This window comes from Bacillus sp. FSL K6-2944 (genome assembly GCF_038005385.1).
GTDB lineage: Bacteria > Bacillota > Bacilli > Bacillales > Bacillaceae_G > Bacillus_A > Bacillus_A cereus.
In genome coordinates, this window is sequence record NZ_JBBOTE010000001.1 from 3,119,180 (window position 1) to 3,138,965 (window position 19,786).

Genomic DNA, 19,786 nt, shown 5'->3' on the forward strand with positions numbered 1-19,786 from the left:
GTTTTTTATTCTTCTTTTACCGAGATAACATTTCCCCAATTCCATCTCTCATAATACCATTCTGGTACATCTATATTTTCAATCCACTTCATTTCATGCTTTCCATCCTTATGAGCAAGCCATACATCCGCTTTCTTACGGTCTGAACGTATCCAAATTAATTGATTACTCTTCTTCATGAAGATCGGGTGGTAATCCCCTTGCTTGTTCGTTTTCTTTGTGATTTGATGCTGTGCATTACTTGTACTATCGACCTCATATAAAGATGGTAGTGGCCTTTTTTCTGGTGGAGTTTCTATCCCTGCCTCTTTTGCTCGTGAAACGATAATTACTCTATCGTTCTTCCATACAAAATCCCAATCAACATATCCTTTCGGCGTAAATATGTTCTGCTGAAGTGCTGGCAATTCCTTTACTTTTAAATGTTTATTTTCTAATGCAACTCTTCCGCTCCCTTCAATATAAGCTAATATATTTTTTGATGGTGCCCATTGAAACCATTGTGCGTTTAATAACATTTGATCTACTTTTTCAAACCGACTGCCGTCTGCACGAACTAAGCAAAGCGTATTACTATCAGCTGACCATGAAGCTGTCGGTACTGCTAAAAATGAAATCCACTTTTGATCTGGTGACCACTTAAAGCCACTTGCTACTAGCGCTAGGAAATCATCGTGTTCATTTGGCAATGCATACAAATGCTTCATTTTGTGAGGATTCATATGTGCATCTTTTTGCACTTCATATAGCTGAGCCCCTGTCCATCCTGTTGGAAGTAAGTGCGCTTCAGAGGATACAAGAAAGTTCTTTCCATCGGGGTACCATGCATAATCCCCTACACCAGCCGATACATTTTCAAAATCTGCATTCTTTTTTTCTACATCAAATGTATTTAATGTACCTGTAAATATAAATGCAATTATATTTTCTGTTGGTGACCATTGATAATTCGATGCTTCTGAGTGAAACGGCGTAACTTTCTTTCCATCTTTCAGCCGATATAACTCAAGAATATTTTGTTTCTCCCCTTTTACATATGCCAGCCATTCTCCATCATGTGACCACTTTGGCCCTGTTATGTTCTCTCCTTTTGTAAGTTGTTTTTCTTTCCCATCAACTTTAATCCAAAGGTTATGATGACGAATAAAAGCAACTTTCACACTATTATTTTCTGCGCTAGTAATAGCGATAGAACATAAAAACATAAACAACACTACACTAACACTTACTATTAGCCTTTTCATACCATCACTCCATTTCCCTCATAGCATTCCTCACTTTCTTCCTACAATATGTGAAAAATATCGATTCGACATAATCAGAAAAAATCCCCCAAGAAATTTCCAATTCATAGAGGATTGGTATGAATTATGTCGAAAGTATAGTTTAGCCAACATTTATATGTATAAGTTCTAACTAAAATGTAAGATTACATTTCTGAATATTGGCACTTTTTATTAGGGGGAGTATCAATGAAAAAAACTACATCTACACTATTAAGCATGGCGCTTGTCTTTTCTAGTTTTGGAGCTTTAAGCGCTCATGCTGAATCACTACAAAAGGAGAAGCAATTTAGTCCACAATTAAAAACAACGATTGAACAGTGGGGAGAACATAAAATTGCTCAAAATGTTGAAACGAAAACAACAAAAGAAATATCAGTAATTGTAGAATTGCAACATGCACCTCTCGCTGCTCAAAGTAATATTCAGCATGCTCCAGATTTACAAAATAGTAATGCGCAGTCTTATCATGCTGAGCTCAAAAAAGCACAAGAAGATACAACTAAGAAAATAAAAGAAAAAGCACCTGGTGCAAAAATTAAAGAAGTGTATAATACGTTATTTTCCGGATTCTCTATTTCAGTTCCTGGAGATCAAATTACCTCTCTTGCCTCTTTACCTGAAGTAAAAGCAGTCTATCCGAACTTAACATATAAATTGCATGAAACATCAAAAAGTACTACTAACGAAGAAGCACCAAATATCGGTGGACCGACAATTGGTGCACCTGAAGCGTGGAATTTAAAAGATCCATCTGGCAAACCGCTTGATGGAAAAGGCATGAAAGTAGCCATTATCGACTCTGGCGTAGACTATACACACCCTGACTTAAAGGCAAATTATATCGGTGGATATGACACGGTTGATGAAGATAGCGATCCAATGGATGGTAACGTACATGGTACTCATGTAGCTGGAATTATTGCTGGTAACGGAAAAATTAAAGGCGTTGCTCCAAACGCTTCTATTCTAGCCTATCGTGTAATGAATGGCGGTGGAACTGGTACAACAGATGATATTATCCAAGGGATTGAGCGAGCGATTCAAGATGGTGCGGATGTGTTAAACCTCTCCCTTGGGCAGGATTTAAATGTACCTGATCAGCCTGTAACATTAACGTTAGAACGAGCAGCGAAACTTGGTGTTACTACTGTCGTTTCAAATGGAAATGACGGACCAAAACCTTGGTCTGTTGATGCTCCCGGTAACGCAAGTAGTGTCATTTCTGTTGGAGCATCTACGGTTTCTATCCCGTTTCCAACATTCCAAGTAGCTGGTTCCAGCAAAACATATCAAGGGTTACCGTTATCAAAATCCGATTTTCCAATAGGAAATGCTTCCCCTCTTGTATACGTTGGTTATGGCAATCCAAGTGATTATGCAAAACAAGATGTGAAAGGGAAATTCGCACTTATTTTACAAGGTACTTCTAGTACATTAGTAAAAGCAGAACAAGCGAAGCAAGCTGGGGCACTTGGTGTGTTATTAATCTCTAGCGAAAAAGAAATTAATATGATGCCGGAATATTTTTCACGTGAACATCTAGCTGTCCCAGTAATGCAATTATCAAATACAAATGGGGAAGAATTAAAAACTTTAATTACAAAACGAAAGAAAAATATAAAAATTGGACAACCAAAGCAAACAGAACTTATCGGTAACTTTAGTTCAAGAGGACCATCACAAGGAAGTTGGCTAATAAAGCCTGATGTTGTTGCACCTGGAGTACAAATTACTAGTACAGTACCGCGAGGCGGCTATGAATCGCATAACGGAACAAGTATGGCTGCTCCGCAAGTAGCTGGAGCGGTTGCCCTCTTGCGTCAAATGCATCCTGATTGGACGACAGAACAATTGAAAGCGGCTCTTGCTAACAATGCAAAAACATTACATGATGTCAATGAAAATACATACCCTGTTATGGCACAAGGATCAGGTTTAATTAACATTCCGAAAGCAGCTCAAACAAATGTATTAGTAAAACCTAACAATGTCAGCTTTGGTCTTATTAAGCCAAATAGCGGAAAAGTAAAACTGACGCAAAATGTTACATTACAAAACCTTTCTAGTAAAAAGAAAAGTTTTTCAACTCGTGTGGAGTTACTAGATGCAAACACAAAAGTAAAAGCTTCTGTCCCTTCATCTATTAGCATTCAACCGAATAGTAGTACCGAAAAACCATTTACTATCACTGTAGATAGCTCACTACCACAAGGTGTGTATACTGGAAATGTATATGTAAAAGAACAAGGGGCAAAAGAAGAAATTCGAATTCCATTCACATTTAGTATCGATCCTAAAGATTATAAACGTATCGATGGACTTGAAATTATTAATTCTACTTTTAGCCCAAATGGCGACCACGTACTAGATGATAATCTCATCAACTACTATTTAGTTGCGCCTGTGGATGATGTCACATTGCATGCAAATTTAGTTATGAAAGAACGTGTAACGTATCAAGGGATTATCCATCAAGCTAAAAATGCAACTCCTGGATACAAACCTTTCAAATGGAATGGTACAAAAGCCGATGGCACTCCTTTAGCTGACGGGCTATATCAAATCGAAGCAGTTGCTTCTAATTCTGGCGGAGAAACAAAACAAACAGCTGCTGTATTTCTTGATCGAACTGCACCTAAGTTAACATACGAAGTTGACCAAGAAAATCTCGTAATTAAAGGAAAAGTTGATGATATTCTACTAGATTGGATGTCAGAATCTGGTTGGATAGCACCTGGTATTCCAGTGAGAATGCAATATGAAATTAATGGAAATGGTGTATGGGACCAGGCATTCCTGAACCCTTGGGAGAAAAGCTATGACATTTATTTCGATCGTACTCAATTACAAGAAGGAAAAAATACTATTCACATTGTAGCAACTGATGCAGCTGGCAATACCTCTAATTTAACTGTTAATTTAGAAGTGAAATAAAGTGAAACTTTAATCAGTGGAGATTTCGTTCATCCCCACTGATTATTAGCCTTCACCAATCGGGAGTTACGGGCAGTTGATCTCCCCTCTCACTTCTTTACTCCAACCGAATTTTGAGGTAGGAATTTTACTGCTCATTAACACGGGATAAAAAATTTTTGTTGACAATTTTTTTAATATAGTTTTATAATACAAAACATAGTTTAGTTGAACGAATTATATATCGGCTTTGAAGGAATACTAGTAGCGACTTATATCACTGTCTCAGAGAACTGATGGTTGGTGCGAATCAGTACATATACAAGCGTGAATTACAATTCTGGAGCTTCTTTCCCGTAATGCTTTTTATGCATGAAGAGAAAGACGGATCTTTCCGTTATCGTAAAGTGAGTGGTAAACAATTAGTTGTTTACAAATAGGGTGGTACCGCGATTTTTATCGTCCCTATCGGATTTTCCGATAGGGACTTTTTTGCGTCCATCCTCTTACACAATTTCATATATACGCGTTGAAAGAATCGCAGTAGTATCTTATATCCCTGTTACAGAGAGCTAATGATCGGTGGAAATTAGCACATATATAAGTATGAATTACAATTCTGGAGCTTCTTTTTCGTAGTGCTTTTATGCATGAAGGAAAAGACGGAATTTTTCCGTTATCATTAATTGAGATGTAAGTATATTTTCACTTACAAATAGGGTGGTACCGCGATTCTTTCGCCCCTATCGGACTTTCCGATAGGGGCTTTTTCTATTTCTCACAGAAACAGATGTTAAATAATTCCGAATCTTATGATAAAATTTTATAAGCGCTTACAAAAATGAAAGGAGGTGATACAAGCTATACGAAATCGATATTCAATTTTATTGAAAAAAAGGAGGATGTCTAAATGACAAAGAAAACAGAAATTCCATCACATTTAAAACCATTCGTATCCACACAACATTATGATCAATACACACCGGTGAATCACGCTGTGTGGCGTTATATTATGAGACAAAATCATAGCTTCTTAAAAGACGTTGCTCATCCAGCCTATGTGAACGGACTACAATCATCTGGTATTAATATAGATTCAATTCCAAAAGTAGAAGAAATGAATGAGTGTTTGGCACCAAGTGGCTGGGGTGCTGTAACGATTGACGGACTTATTCCCGGCGTAGCATTCTTCGATTTCCAAGGACACGGATTACTACCGATCGCAACAGATATTCGGAAAGTAGAAAATATCGAGTACACACCAGCGCCAGATATCGTACACGAAGCCGCAGGACACGCACCGATTTTACTTGATCCTACATATGCAAAATATGTGAAACGTTTTGGGCAAATTGGTGCAAAAGCTTTCTCTACAAAAGAAGAACATGATGCATTTGAAGCTGTTCGTACATTAACGATAGTAAAAGAAAGCCCTACTTCTACTCCTGATGAAGTTAAGGCTGCTGAAAATGCTGTAATTGAAAAACAAAACTTAGTTTCTGGTTTATCAGAAGCTGAACAAATTTCACGTCTTTTCTGGTGGACAGTAGAATATGGATTGATTGGAAATATAGATGATCCAAAAATATATGGTGCTGGTCTCCTTTCTTCTGTTGGCGAAAGCAAACATTGCTTAACAGACGCTGTAGAAAAAGTTCCATTTTCTATCGAAGCATGTACAGGGACAACTTATGACGTAACAAAAATGCAACCACAACTATTCGTTTGCAAGTCCTTTGAAGAATTAACAGATGCGCTTGAAACATTTTCTAAAACAATGGCCTTTAAAACAGGTGGAAAAGAAGGTTTAGAAAAAGCAATTCGCTCTGAGAACTATGCAACAGCTGAGCTAAATAGCGGATTACAAATTACAGGTACATTTAGCGAGACAATTGAAAACGATGCAGGTGAATTAATTTACATGCGAACAAATTCGCCAACGGCATTAGCACTTCATAATAAACAGTTAGCGAATCATTCTACTTCTGTACACAGTGACGGATTTGGAACACCAATTGGATTACTCACTGAAAATATTGCATTAGAAAATTGTACAGACGAACAACTACAATCATTAGGAATTACAATTGGAACTATCGCTGAGTTTACTTTTGCAAGTGGTATTCATGTAAAAGGAACAGTAACAGATATTGTAAAAAACGATAAGAAAATTGCTCTTATTTCCTTTATCGATTGCACAGTTACTTATAACGCCCGCGTTTTATTTGATGCTTCATGGGGCGCATTTGATATGGCTGTTGGCTCACAAATCACTTCAGTATTCCCAGGTGCCGCAGATGCAGCAGCATTTTTCCCAATGGATGAAGAAGTTCAAGAAATTCCTGCTCCACTTGTACTGAATGAACTTGAACGTATGTATCAAACAGTTCGAGATATTCGAAGTGAGGGGATTTTACACGAAGCGCATATCGATCAATTAGTAGCAATTCAAGAAGTATTAAATAAATTTTATGCGAAAGAATGGTTGCTGCGCCTTGAAGTATTAGAGTTACTTTTAGAGCATAACAAAGGGCATGAAACATCTGCAGCATTACTACATCAACTTTCTACTTTCACAACTGACGAAGCTGTAACACGCCTTATTAACAATGGTCTTGCGTTACTTCCAGTAAAGGATGTGAAAAATGATGCTAAGATTAACTGAAGAAGAAGTTCACGAGGAATTATTGAAGGTAGATAAATGGATGGTAAAAGATGAGAAATGGATTGAACGAAAATATATGTTTTCCGACTACTTAAAAGGAGTCGAATTTGTCTCTGAAGCCGCCAAACTATCAGAAGAACATAATCACCATCCATTTATCCTTATCCAGTATAAAGCAGTTATTATTACTTTGTCATCTTGGAATGCAAAAGGTTTAACGAAACTAGATTTTGAGCTTGCAAAACAATTTGATGAACTATTTTTACAAAACGAAAACGCAATTATAAGAAAATAAAAAAGAGAAGCCTTTTTAGGCTTCTCCTTTTATTTTGAAATGGATACAATGTCCAAATGGATCCTCGACTTGTAATATTCCATCTTTGTACGTAGCAATCTTGCCAATATTTTTTAAGCTTTCACATACTTGCTCTTTTTGTTTTTCATCCGCTAGTACAATTGTGAAATATTTTAAACCAACAGAACCTGGCATTTGCGGTGGTACCCCTTCACCTTGCCACGTATTTAAACCGATATGGTGATGATAACCACCTGCTGATACGAACAACGCTCCATTACGAGCTGGGATCGTTACTTCAAAACCAAGACCATCAACATAGAAACGTTTCGCTTCCTCTAAATCAGCTACATGGAAATGAATATGCCCCATCACAGTACCAGCTGGAAATCCATTCCATGTACTTCCTTGCTGTAATAATTCTTCACCAGCTAACGGGTTACTAACAAATGGGAGTTCTCCATTCTCATCACGCCAAACTTCTTTTTGTCGATCATGATAAATTTCAATCCCGTTTCCATCTGGATCAGCTAAATAAAGAGCTTCACTAAAGTAATGATCGGCTCCGCCATGTAGTGGATATACCATCTCTACAAGATGACGAAGAACATTCGCTAAATCCTGCCTACTTGGTAATAAAATTGCGTAATGATATAACCCTGTTCTTCCTCTTTGTTTCGGAAAAGCTTCTTTCTTTTCTTCAATGATAAGAAGTGGTTCATCATTTTCATTCCCAAATGTAACGACTGCTTCTTCTTCTTTTAGCACCTTCATACTTAGTACTTCCGTATAAAACTCTAGTGATTTCTTTACATTAGATACGTATAAATGAACAACATCAAGTGTTGTATCGGGATGAAGTTGAAAACTCATCTTGTTAGCCCCCCCATTTAAATTAGTTCTTCTTTGACATTTTTTCTTTTAAGAAATTATCTACAAAACCATCAGCTTTTGCAACAAATAAATATGCACCCATTGCTAATAATGCAAGTTCTAATTCGAAACCAGGATTTTTTCCATCTCCCAATAAACCAGCTGACCATTTCACTTTTACGATTGCTCCAACCATAACAAGCGCAAATAATAATCCAATATATCTTACACCTAAACCTAGAATTAATAATAGGCCTCCAACTAATTCAAATGTTGCTACACCGTATGCAAGTCCTCCTGGTAAACCAATGCTTGTAAACCACCCTGCAATATTGTCAATTCCTGATTGGAATTTTGTTAAACCGTGCATGAAGAATGTTACCCCTAACACGATACGAATAATTAAGTTACCAATATGTTGATTCATTTCTTTCTCTCCTTTATAGTTTTCTTATACAAAACTTTTATTTACATTACAAAACATACACTAATTTTTTTTATTCGTCAATTCATTTTCACTGGGAAAAAATATATTTTTTTTGCTATGATACAAATAGTTGTTTACAAAAAGGAGCTTGATTTTATGAATATTGGTTCTGCAATACGTGAAATTCGTCAACGTAGGGGCATAACAATCGCACAAATTTGTGAGGGAACAGGTCTTTCTAAAGGATTTATGAGTCAGGTTGAAAATAATAAAACATCACCATCTATCTCAACTTTAGAAACGATCTCCAATTTTTTAAACGTTCCCCTTCCCTATTTATTGTTAGAGCAAAAAGATCGATTAAAAATTGTCAAAAAAGAAGAACGGAAATACAGTGTATACGGCAAAGATGAGCAAAGAATTGAACATGTTGCGGAGCAAGGGGGCCTTCGCCTATCTTTAGTAGAAATCCCTACTGGATTCCCGAAAGAAAACTCACCAAATGCCCATGAAGGGGAAGAATGTCACCTTGTATTACGCGGAAAACTAGAAGTTCAGCACGGTGAAGATATTGCAATTGTAGAAGAAGGTGATTCTTTCTCATGGAATGCATGCGTTCCTCATATTGTTCGTAATATAGGAGAAGAAACTGCATTATTACTCATCTCTAGTTATGCGGAAAATCGAAAACGTGTTTATTAAATAATAAAAAAAAGAAGCCTGTTAAACAGGCTTCTTTTTTATCCCCTTATAATTCCATAACTTGTCCCAACTAGTACAGTCTTTTCATGCTGATTGCGATAAACTGACTCGATTGAAACTTTTTTATAGCCTTCCATTTGCTCAACATTTGTTAAAGTTAGTTCACAAGTGATCGTATCTCCTGTGAAAACTGGTCTAATAAACTCACTTACTAATTCTCTTGCTATGTAATGTAACTCTTCTCCCACTTTCGTTCCAATGCTAGCAGTCAATAAACCATGAACCATTAATCTTCCATTTTCATCGTATTCCACATGGTGTCTACCTTTATCACCGGTAATATTTGCAAATTCAAAAACTTCTTCCTCAGTAAATCTTCTTTCATATTTAAATACATCCCCAGCTTTTACACTCATTTTTATCCCCCTAATAATAAACAGAATTTTCTTTTATTTTATCATAAAACGAGCCTCAATCCATTCTCTATTATCAAAAGTCTCAAAATTACCTCGCTATACTTTTTTACTTTCCATTCATTTATCGGTGACCATCTCTTTTTGCGACTTGATATCCATAATACGCACATGTTCCATTTCTCGATAGCTCTCTAACTTCAAATCCACAGCTTCTATAAAAATCAAAATTGTTCGCTGATGTATGCGCAAACCAATCACCGTGGGGAAGTTTTTGCAGGCAAAGAGCTACAAGCTTCTTACCTAATCCCTTCCCTCTATATTCACACTTCACAACTAAATTTACTATGTTCGCAATCATAATTCCATCAGAAATGACTCTAACCATCGCAATCATCTCTTCCTCATCCCAAATTGTGAAAGCCCATGTTGAATTTTCGAATGCTATCGTAAATTTTTCAATTTGCCAAGAAGGGATATTATCATTACTCCAACCGGCATCTTCAAATAAAGCTTTAATTGCATATGCTGGTACACTACTCGTTCCCTCACGAATAATAAGTCCATTATGATAAATGTACATGTAACCCCTCCCTTTATTTTCATATACCATTCTTCAAAAAATGCAATTTACCTTTAAAAAAGTAATTTTTTCATCCAACACGCTTAATAGAATAAACTAGAGCATCGATTCCATGAAATGACGTTGTTTTCTCGTAGCTGAGCCCAGTTTTTCTAGCAACAAATATTGAGGCAGGATGATTCGGATTAATAAGAGAAATTAATTTATTCATTCGTAATGCTTGGAAACCATAGTCACGAAATGCTGCCGCCGCTTCTTTTGCATACCCTTTTCCCCAATACTGAGGAAGTAACCAATAACCAATTTCAATTTCCTCTTTTCCATCTATTTTCTGCTTTACCAGCCCTGCATGACCAATTCTTGTTCCCGTTTCCTTTTCAATCAATACAAATAAACCGAGACCGTTTTTATAGCTAGGAATCACCCATTCCTCCAGACTTTTTTTACACTGCATATATGTTTTTAATGTCCCATTTCCAATATAACGCATTACCTTCTCGTTCCCCCATAGTGAAGCGTAGAACTGTAAATCATCCATTGTATATTTGCGAATTTGTAAACGTTCTGTATGAAACATGCTGGCACTCCTTTCCACTAATTTATTCTTCATTTCACGATCATGTTTTGTATGTATACGGTATGTTACTATTTATTATAAAATGAAACTTTAATCAGTGGGGAATTTTGTTCACCCCACTGATTATTAGCCTTTACCAATCGGACGTTTACGGGCAGTGGATCTCCCGTCTAACTTCTTTGCTTTAACTGAATTTTTAGGCAAGAGTCTTACTGCCTGGAAAATAGCGGGATAAATGAACCAACGATAAAATAAACAATATTCATTCTAAATAACTAAAAAAAGCAGTAGACAAATATTGTCCACTGCATCCATATCATAACTAGCATAAAGAAAACTACAATTGAGGGGGGTGTAGGATTTTCAAATATACTAGATACTTATCCCGTTCTAACGGGCGGTAAACTTTCCAATTGTTTCAAGTGAAAAGTTTACCGCTCATAAGAACTTCCTTCGTTCATTAAGATAGTATTGCTAGATAATCATATACACGCTTAGATTTCTCTCCACCCATTCGTGCATGTTGAAGAAGAGAAATACCATGAGGGCCAGATGCACGCAATGCTTCTGGTTGAGCTACTAAAATAGCTTGTACAACTTCTAATTCACCAAGCATAGCTGCTGCAAAAATATCCATCCGAGCACCCTTTTCTAGTAAATAAAGAGCAATATCTTTACGACCTACATGTGCCGATGCCCCTAACGCACTTTCCCAATCTGATCCACCCCAATTATAAGAAGCGTGAAGTAAGCTTGGTGATTCAACCAATAGCTCTTGTACTTTCTCTAAATCCCCGTGAGCTGCCATAACAAATTCTCTTACTAATTCAGTGGTAATACGCTCTTCTGTTTGCATCGCTCTTCTCCCCTTTTAGAAATTCGTTTCGGTGTAAAAAAAGGCTTGTCACTTCCCTGAAAAATATCTACATCTATGCCAAATACATGTTGAAACATTTCATGGCATAGTACTTCTTCTGGTATACCATCATACTGAATCTTTCCTCGCTTTAATACAAGTAAACGATCACTATATTGAGCAGCTTGGTTAATGTCATGTAAAACCATTATAATTATCATTCCAAACTCCTCATTTAATCGTTTCACAAGTTCCATTACTTCCAACTGGTGAACGATATCTAAAAAGGTTGTTGGTTCATCCAATAATAAGACATTTGTACGTTGCGCTAGCGTCATCGCAATCCAAGCACGTTGCCGTTCCCCTCCTGATAAAGAATGTAAAAGACGATATTCATACCCTTCAAGATTTGTAACAGACAATGCCCAATCAACAATTTTTTCATCTTCTTTATTTAAGCGGCTACTCCATGATTTATGTGGACCTCTTCCGAACTCAATTAGTTCTTTCACTGTTAAATCTAATTGATGATCATGCATTTGTGGTAACATTGCTAATTGCTTCGCTACATCAGCACTCTTCATCATATGAATATTTTTCCCATCTAAAATGATGTCCCCTTCGCTTTGTTTCAGTAGCCTTGCTATTAAACGAAGCAAAGTAGATTTTCCCGATCCATTCGGACCAATTAAACTAACGATTTCTCCAGCCTTAATATGTACATTCATATTTTGCATTTGAAATCTTTCAGAGTGTGCGTAAAACACTTTGTTAACGGAAATCACTTTGTTTTCCTCCTCTATGAATTAAATATAAGAAGAACGGACCACCTAAGAAGGACAGTAAAATACCAACAGGCAATTCGATTGGGTCAAACCAACTTCGAGCTATTGCATCCGCAAAAACAAGTAATACCCCGCCGCCAAGGCATGATAAAGGTAGCAAATATCTATAATCATTTCCAACTAATAAACGTAGCATATGTGGTACGACAAGACCGACAAATCCAATAAGACCAGACACACTTACTGCAATTCCAGCTAATAATGTACTTACTACGATTAAATAAAACCGACTTTTTTCCACATTATGTCCTAATAACTTTGCCATTTCATCTCCAAGCATTAACACTCGAATATGCTTAATACCAAAGAAAGCTAATATAATGGCGAATATTGCATAATAAATAATCATGTTTAAATGTGCCCAACTTACACCACCAATACCGCCCGCTAACCACGGTAACACCGATTGTACTTTGTCACTATGTAATAACATTAATGCTGACGTTGCTGCACCAATTAATGCATTGATCGACACCCCTACTAAGACGATTCTTGAAGGTGGTGCCCCTTTTTGCCATGATAAAGCATAAATAACCATCGCTGTTATGAAAGCTCCTAAAAACGCCCCTAGTGGTAAAAAAGCTAGATGCTGTGGGAATAAAATCATGATGACAATTGCTACAAGGCCTGCTCCAGATGAAACTCCGATAATACCAGGATCTGCAAGAGGGTTTCTCATAACCCCTTGTAGCAGTGTACCAGATGCAGCTAAACATGTTCCTACTATAAACCCAATAAGCACTCTCGGTATGCGAAGATCCCATACAATTCGATGAACTGTCGAACCTTCCTCTTGTATACCTGTTAAAATATCTCGTATAGAAAAGGATAAACTTCCTGCGAAAAGACCGTACAAGAGACCTAGGATTGTTAATATAACTAAAGTAACTGCTATTATCCATCTTTTTTTCGCAAAAGGATGTTCCTTTTCTCTTACTACTTCACTACTTTCCATACGTATCATTTCCTTACATCTTGTATACTTTTATACATAAAGTCCATTGCTTCTGTAACTTTTGTACCAGGATTAGATCCAAATAAATCAGGTGGCAAAATAACTACGCGGTTTTGTTTTACTGCCTCTAAATTTTTCCACGCTTCATTTTTCATCATTTCGCCTTCGAATGCTTTTTTCACACTTTTTGGATCTCCGTGTGTAATTAAATAAATCACATCTGGATTCGCCTCAATAATACGTTCTACACTTAGCTGTGCATATTGCGGATATTCTTTCGTTTCTGGAAAATCAGAAGCAATATTTTTTCCGCCTGTTTTTTCTAAAATATCACCTGATAAAGATGTTGGTAATGCCGCTAAATAAGTACCTGGTGCGCCATACACTAGCAATGCTTTCACATCGCTCTTTTTCTCATATTTCTTCATTTGATCATTCATTTTTTGATTAATTTCTTTTGCTTTATCTTCTTTCTTCATTACCGTTCCATATAATTCAATATTCTTTTGAATATCTTTTACAGAATTCGCAGAAGAAATGATAACTTGCGTTCCTTGTCCTTCAACCGTTGGCACATTCTTTTGGAATCCATTGTTAGCAACAAGTACATCGGGCTTTAAACTAGCAATTTGCTCAAAATTCGGTTGATGTGCATTCCCAATTACTTGTGCTTTCTTTAACTCCTCTGGAAGAGTTAATTTCGTATCCGGGCGACCTACTATTTTTCCACCTAAAGCATGAATAATATCCATGTCCCCCATACTTAATGTTGCAAAACTTTCTGGCACTTTATCGAATGTTACCTTTCTTCCTGATAGGTCGGTAATTTCGATTTTCTCTTTTCCTTTTTCTGTTTTGGTTGCAGACGCTTTTTCGTCCCCTTTGGCACTGCAACCTATTAACAAGAAAAAAATAGATAAAATCGCTGTAAATAGCGTAATAGATTTTTTCATTCCTTCACCTCTAATTGATAATGATAATCATTAACTACTATTCTACTTTAATTGATAAGGATTATCATTGCCAACACGAAACGCATACATTTTTCTACAAAAAACAAAAAGCGTGACAAAAAGATTTTTTCTTTTCGCCGCGCTCTAGTTAACAATATTATTCACATTCATTTTCCTCTAGCTGGTCACGCATCACTTTCACACGCTGAAAGAAAAAGAACGATAAACTTAAAAATATAACGATGCTCCCCATCATAACAAAAAATTGGATTGTCTCTTTTGCTCCATTCGGAATCAACAAGCCAACCATTAACAATGTACTTACAGCGAGAAGAATTTGTCCGAACCGAGTATAGTCTTCTATTTTTCCTTTTAATTCTTTCATTATATTCTCACTCCTCCATTTCACTGTATCATATTCTATGAAACTGAAAGACCAGTAAATACAGCCATTCTGGGAGATGTTTTCCAATAAAAAAAGAGCCGCTTTACTGCGGCTCTTTTTTAATCATTATTCACCTTTATATGCTTCCATATAAATTTCTTTCAGTTCTGAAATAAGCGGCAACTTTGGATTAGCAGTTGTACATTGATCTTCAAAAGCTCTTTCTGCTAATACTCCAACAACCTCTTCAAATTGCTCTTTATCTACTCCTTGTCCTGCAATACTCATATTAATATTTACGCTTTTTCCAAGCTCAATAATTGCTTTGACGAGTGATTCCACCCCTTCTGCTGCCGAGCTTGCTGGAAGCCCGAGCATTCTCGCTATATGTGCATATCTTTCATCTGCCACAAAGTGCTCATATTTTGGGAACAATGCGTGTTTTCTTGGCTTAATAGCATTATAGCGGACTACATGCGGCATTAGAATGGCATTTGCGCGTCCGTGCGGAATATGGAATTCTGGTCCAATTTTATGTGCTAAGCTGTGATTAATACCGAGGAAAGCATTTGCAAATGCCATACCTGCAATTGCAGAAGCGTTATGCATTTTTTCTCTTGCTTCTTCATCATTTCCATCTTTATATGCTCTCGGTAAATATTTGAATACGAGATCAATAGCTTTTAATGCTAATCCATCTGTATAGTCATTTGCCATAACAGACACATACGCCTCAATTGCATGTGTTAAAACATCCATACCAGTATCTGCTGTTACATGTGGTGGTACTGTCATTACAAATTGCGGATCAACAATTGCTACATCTGGTGTTAATTCATAATCTGCAAGCGGATACTTTATATTATTTTTCTTATCTGTAATAACCGCAAATGGTGTCACTTCTGATCCCGTTCCTGATGTCGTTGGAATCGCAACAAACTGCGCCTTATTTCCTAATTCCGGATATTTACATGTACGTTTTCTTATATCTAAAAACTTCTGTTTAATGCCATAGAATGTCGTTTCTGGATGCTCATAGAATAACCACATTCCTTTTGCTGCATCCATAGCTGAACCACCACCAAGTGCGATAATTACATCTGGCTTAAAGCTTCTCATCATTTCCGCACCTTTAAAAACAGTTTCATCTGATGGATCTGGTTCGACCTCAAAGAAAACTTCAACTTTCACATCATTTGCATGCTTGTTTAAATAGTGCGCGACTGTATCGACATAGCCATGTTCAACCATTCCAGGGTCCGTTACAATAAATGCACGTGAAATGTTAGGCATATTTGCTAAATAAGCTGTAGCATGTTTTTCAAAATAAATTTTTGGTGGTAATTTGAACCACTGCATATTCTTTTTTCTATTTGCCAGCCTTTTTATATTTAATAAATGAGTGGCTGTTACATTTTGGGAAACTGAATTCTTTCCGTATGAACCACAACCAAGTGTAAGTGATGGAATAAATCCATTATATATATCCCCTATTCCACCTTGTGATGAAGGTGCATTTACAATGAGACGGCAAGCTTTCATACGTAACCCAAATTGCTTTTGCACATCTTTATTTGTAGAATGGATAACTGCTGAATGTCCTAAACCACCTAGGTTCAACATTTCTTCGCAATATGTAAATCCTTCTTCTAATGAATTCGCCTTCACACAAGCTAATACTGGACTCAGTTTCTCACGAGATAACGGATATGCTGCTCCGATACCTTGAATTTCAGCTACAAGCATTTTTGTATGTTCAGGAACAGTAATCCCAACTAAATCGGCAATATACTGTGCTGATTTCCCTACAATATCACTATTTACTGCACATGTATTTTCATTTATAACAAGCTTTTCTAATTTTTTTCTTTCTTCTTCTGTTACAAAGTAACAATTGTTTTCAATCATTTCTGTTTTAACATCATCATAGATTTCTTTATCGACAATTATTGCTTGTTCCGATGCACAAATCATACCGTTATCAAATGTTTTCGATAAAATTAAATCATTAACAGCTCGTTTTACATGTGCTGATTTTTCTATATAACACGGTACATTACCAGGCCCAACGCCTAACGCTGGTTTTCCAGTAGAGTAAGCTGATTTCACCATACCAGCGCCTCCAGTTGCTAGAACGAGTGCTACACCATCATGGTTCATTAATTGTTTCGTCGCTTCAACAGACGGTCTTTCAATCCATTGAATACAGTGTTTTGGTGCACCAGCTTTCATCGCTGCATCATATACTGTTTTCGCCGCTGCCACAGAACATTTTTGTGCGGAAGGATGAAACGCGAAAATAATTGGATTTCTTGTTTTTATCGCAATTAACGCTTTAAACATTGTTGTCGACGTTGGATTCGTTACTGGCGTTACCCCAGCTACTACACCGACAGGTTCCGCGATTTCTATTATTTCTTCATGAGAATCTTCGTGAATAATTCCTACCGTTTTATCTTGCTTTATACTATGCCAAATATATTCAGTGGCAAAAATATTTTTAATGCATTTGTCTTCATATACACCACGGCCAGTTTCTTCAACTGCTAATTTTGCTAGCGGCATATGTTGATCAACACCTGCTAATGCCATTTCATGAACAATGTTGTCAATTTCCTCTTGTGTAAAACTTTCTAATGCTTGTAAAGCTTGTTGACCATTATTTACTAGTGTATCAATCATCTTTTTTACTTCCTGCATTTCATTTACAATTTTCTCTTTGACTACCATGTAAATTTCCTCCTATTCTACTATCACGGTCCTTATATGTCCCTATGGGTCAAAATAAGTCCCAATTAACATAAAAAAATAGAGATGCTTTCCTACATGAATTTCATTGTTTGTGAAATTTTTCACAAGTTTGTTCGTGAGTAACATTTCCTGAATTCAATATACATGAAATCATTTCGTTTGTGTATGTCTATTTTGTGAAATGTTTCACAAAATAATGTAATAAAAAAACACACTGCTAATATAGAGCAGTGCATTTTTTTATTATGCTAACGCTTGTGCTAAATCTTCAATTAAATCTTCACCATCTTCAATACCGACAGAAATACGAATTAATGTATCTGTAATTCCTAATTCTTTGCGGCGATCAGCTGGGATTGATGCATGTGTCATTTGAGATGGAATAGAAATTAAACTTTCTACTGCTCCTAAACTTTCAGCAAGTGTAAAGTACTGCAATTTCTCAAGTACTTTATTTAATGTCTCTTCACTATCTACATCAAATGAGATAATAGCACCAAATCCATTTGCTTGTTCTGTTGCTAATTCGTGGTTTTGATGTGATTCAAGACCTGGGTAATATACTTTATTTACTTTTGGATGATTATTTAAGAACTCAGCAATAGCGCGTGAATTCGTTTCATGTTCTTCCATACGAATTCCTAACGTTTTTAAACCACGAAGTAGTAAAAAGCTATCTTGTGGCCCAAGAATACCGCCTGTTGAGTTTTGTACAAAGTGAAGATCTTCTGCTAGTTGTGGGCTATTTACAACTACTAGACCTGCAACTACGTCACTATGACCTCCTAAATATTTCGTTGCACTATGAAGCACAATATCTGCTCCTAAAGAAATCGGCGACTGCCAATATGGCGTCATGAATGTGTTATCAATAATTGTTAATAAGTCTTTCTCTTTAGCAAGAGTAGATATTTTCTTAATATCAGTAATTTTTAGTAGTGGGTTCGTTGGTGTTTCTACATAAATTGCTTTCGTATTTGGACGAATCGCTTCTTCAACTTCCTCTAAGTTTGTTGTATCTACAAATGTATGCTCAATACCGAAACGGTTTAATACTTTCGTAATAACGCGGTATGTTCCGCCATACACATCATCTGTTAAAATAACGTGGTCACCTTTTGAGAACAACATAATTGTCGCTGTAATAGCAGCCATTCCTGAACCAAATGCAAATCCAGCATGCCCATTTTCTAATACAGCAATCATTTCTTCTAAAGCTGCACGTGTTGGGTTACCTGTACGTGAATATTCATATCCTTGATGCTTACCAACTGCTTCTTGTTTGTACGTACTTGTTTGATAAATCGGTACGTTTACAGATCCAGTTGAAGGTTCTCCTATGCGAATACCATGAATTAACTTTGTCTTTGCTCTCATTTTTTATTCCCATCCTTTGTATATGTCTTTACTTAAATAGCGCTCACTGCTATCTGGAAAAATGGTTACAATATTTGTACCTGGTGCTGCCTTCTCTGCCTCAAGTAAGCTCGCATGAAATGCTGCTCCTGAAGAGCTTCCAACGAGAAGTCCTTCTTTTTGCGCTAATTCTTTCACTCGTAAAAATGCATTTCGATCAGAAATCGTATGAATTTCATCAAAATAAGATGTCTTCAAAAATGGGGGGATAAATTCCAGTCCAATTCCTTCGGTCTCATGTGAACCAGCCTTACCACCATTTAAAATAGATCCTTCTGGCTCTACGATAACTGTTTTAATATCTATATTTTTTTCTTTCAAGTAAGATGCAGTCCCCATAAACGTACCGCCAGTTCCTGCTCCAGCAACAAATATGTTAATCTCTCCATTCAATGCGTCCCACAGTTCAGGTCCTAATGTTTTAAAATATGCACGAGGATTTGCCTCATTTGCGAACTGACTTGGAGAGTATGAATTCGGTATTTCATTTACTAACTCTTTTGCTTTAGCAATTGCACCGGTCATTCCTTGCTCAGTCGGTGTATGCACGACAGTTGCACCTAGTGCTTTCATTAATTCTTGTTTTTCAATACTAAATTTCTCTGGTACACAAACAATAACACGTAAATCATGTTCTAATGCTGCAAGTGCCAGTCCAATACCAGTATTCCCAGCAGTCGGTTCAATAATTGTTCCACCCTGGGTAACAAGCCCTTTTTCTAGCGCATCTTCGATTAATTCTCTTCCTAAACGATCCTTAACGCTTCCGCCTGGATTATAAAATTCAAGCTTTGCAAATAAACGGACCCCTGTTGGAAGTGAAAAACGAGTAATTTCTACAATTGGTGTATGACCAATTAACTCATGAACTCCACGATATACATTCATCGT

18 protein-coding genes and 2 other annotated features are annotated in these 19,786 nt (G+C 36.7%); of the genes, 4 read left to right on the forward strand and 14 right to left on the reverse strand.

Annotation, left to right across the window (positions count from 1 at the left end):
• Positions 1-5 precede the first annotated feature (5 nt).
• A complete protein-coding gene (locus tag MHH55_RS15880) occupies positions 6-1,244 on the reverse strand; it encodes a TolB family protein (RefSeq protein ID WP_078186959.1) in 1,239 nt (412 codons plus the stop codon).
• A gap of 228 nt (positions 1,245-1,472) precedes the next feature.
• Here MHH55_RS15880 and MHH55_RS15885 point away from each other — a divergent pair, with 228 nt between their 5' ends.
• From MHH55_RS15885 to MHH55_RS15895, 3 genes are all read left to right on the forward strand, one after another.
• Entirely contained in the window at positions 1,473-4,220 is a 2,748-nt protein-coding gene (locus tag MHH55_RS15885) for a S8 family peptidase (RefSeq protein ID WP_078186958.1), read from the forward strand.
• A 220-nt stretch (positions 4,221-4,440) separates the two neighbouring features.
• Positions 4,441-4,669 (forward strand) — a binding site (T-box leader).
• Positions 4,670-4,719: 50 nt separating this feature from the next.
• Positions 4,720-4,947, forward strand: a binding site (T-box leader).
• A 162-nt stretch (positions 4,948-5,109) separates the two neighbouring features.
• Complete coding sequence (locus MHH55_RS15890; protein WP_000163213.1) at positions 5,110-6,864, forward strand: aromatic amino acid hydroxylase; 1,755 nt, start codon at positions 5,110-5,112, stop codon at positions 6,862-6,864.
• A complete protein-coding gene (locus MHH55_RS15895; RefSeq protein ID WP_000979538.1) occupies positions 6,845-7,159 on the forward strand; it encodes a 4a-hydroxytetrahydrobiopterin dehydratase in 315 nt (104 codons plus the stop codon). The genes MHH55_RS15890 and MHH55_RS15895 overlap by 20 nt, the downstream gene beginning before the upstream one ends.
• 15 nt (positions 7,160-7,174) lie before the next feature.
• Here the strand turns inward: MHH55_RS15895 and MHH55_RS15900 are convergent, their stop codons facing one another.
• Positions 7,175-8,032: a VOC family protein gene (locus tag MHH55_RS15900; protein WP_000009840.1), complete on the reverse strand. Its 858-nt coding sequence runs from the start codon at positions 8,030-8,032 to the stop codon at positions 7,175-7,177.
• Between the two features lie 22 nt (positions 8,033-8,054).
• Positions 8,055-8,459, reverse strand: a complete 405-nt coding sequence (locus tag MHH55_RS15905) for a DoxX family protein (RefSeq protein ID WP_001071553.1) — start codon at positions 8,457-8,459, stop codon at positions 8,055-8,057.
• A 156-nt stretch (positions 8,460-8,615) separates the two neighbouring features.
• Between MHH55_RS15905 and MHH55_RS15910 the strand changes: the two genes are divergently transcribed.
• Positions 8,616-9,161, forward strand: a complete 546-nt coding sequence (locus tag MHH55_RS15910; RefSeq protein WP_001020693.1) for a helix-turn-helix domain-containing protein — start codon at positions 8,616-8,618, stop codon at positions 9,159-9,161.
• A 38-nt stretch (positions 9,162-9,199) separates the two neighbouring features.
• Here the strand turns inward: MHH55_RS15910 and MHH55_RS15915 are convergent, their stop codons facing one another.
• The 11 genes from MHH55_RS15915 to MHH55_RS15965 form a co-directional block, all read right to left on the reverse strand.
• Complete coding sequence (locus MHH55_RS15915; RefSeq protein ID WP_000111564.1) at positions 9,200-9,577, reverse strand: MaoC/PaaZ C-terminal domain-containing protein; 378 nt, start codon at positions 9,575-9,577, stop codon at positions 9,200-9,202.
• Positions 9,578-9,698: 121 nt separating this feature from the next.
• The gene (locus MHH55_RS15920) at positions 9,699-10,157 is read right to left on the reverse strand and encodes a GNAT family N-acetyltransferase (protein WP_000276126.1); all 459 of its coding nucleotides are present in this window, start codon (positions 10,155-10,157) and stop codon (positions 9,699-9,701) included.
• A 70-nt stretch (positions 10,158-10,227) separates the two neighbouring features.
• Positions 10,228-10,767: a GNAT family N-acetyltransferase gene (locus MHH55_RS15925; RefSeq protein WP_004408018.1), complete on the reverse strand. Its 540-nt coding sequence runs from the start codon at positions 10,765-10,767 to the stop codon at positions 10,228-10,230.
• 427 nt (positions 10,768-11,194) lie between these two features.
• Positions 11,195-11,590 (reverse strand): ankyrin repeat domain-containing protein, encoded by a 396-nt coding sequence (locus MHH55_RS15930; protein WP_001192766.1) that lies wholly within the window; start codon positions 11,588-11,590, stop codon positions 11,195-11,197.
• Entirely contained in the window at positions 11,557-12,375 is an 819-nt protein-coding gene (locus MHH55_RS15935; protein WP_078186957.1) for an ABC transporter ATP-binding protein, read from the reverse strand. Before MHH55_RS15935 ends, MHH55_RS15930 begins: the two co-directional genes overlap by 34 nt.
• Entirely contained in the window at positions 12,362-13,390 is a 1,029-nt protein-coding gene (locus MHH55_RS15940; RefSeq protein WP_002041831.1) for a FecCD family ABC transporter permease, read from the reverse strand. Before MHH55_RS15940 ends, MHH55_RS15935 begins: the two co-directional genes overlap by 14 nt.
• 5 nt (positions 13,391-13,395) lie before the next feature.
• Positions 13,396-14,343, reverse strand: a complete 948-nt coding sequence (locus MHH55_RS15945) for an ABC transporter substrate-binding protein (protein WP_078186956.1) — start codon at positions 14,341-14,343, stop codon at positions 13,396-13,398.
• Positions 14,344-14,500: 157 nt separating this feature from the next.
• Complete coding sequence (locus MHH55_RS15950; protein ID WP_000661263.1) at positions 14,501-14,728, reverse strand: YrhC family protein; 228 nt, start codon at positions 14,726-14,728, stop codon at positions 14,501-14,503.
• Positions 14,729-14,854: 126 nt separating this feature from the next.
• Positions 14,855-17,458 carry a bifunctional acetaldehyde-CoA/alcohol dehydrogenase gene (gene adhE / locus MHH55_RS15955; RefSeq protein WP_078186955.1) on the reverse strand — a complete coding sequence of 868 codons (2,604 nt, stop codon included), beginning with the start codon at positions 17,456-17,458 and terminating at the stop codon, positions 14,855-14,857.
• Between the two features lie 264 nt (positions 17,459-17,722).
• Positions 17,723-18,856: a bifunctional cystathionine gamma-lyase/homocysteine desulfhydrase gene (locus MHH55_RS15960; RefSeq protein ID WP_001201908.1), complete on the reverse strand. Its 1,134-nt coding sequence runs from the start codon at positions 18,854-18,856 to the stop codon at positions 17,723-17,725.
• A gap of 3 nt (positions 18,857-18,859) precedes the next feature.
• Complete coding sequence (locus MHH55_RS15965) at positions 18,860-19,783, reverse strand: O-acetylserine dependent cystathionine beta-synthase (RefSeq protein ID WP_001103883.1); 924 nt, start codon at positions 19,781-19,783, stop codon at positions 18,860-18,862.
• Positions 19,784-19,786 lie beyond the last annotated feature (3 nt).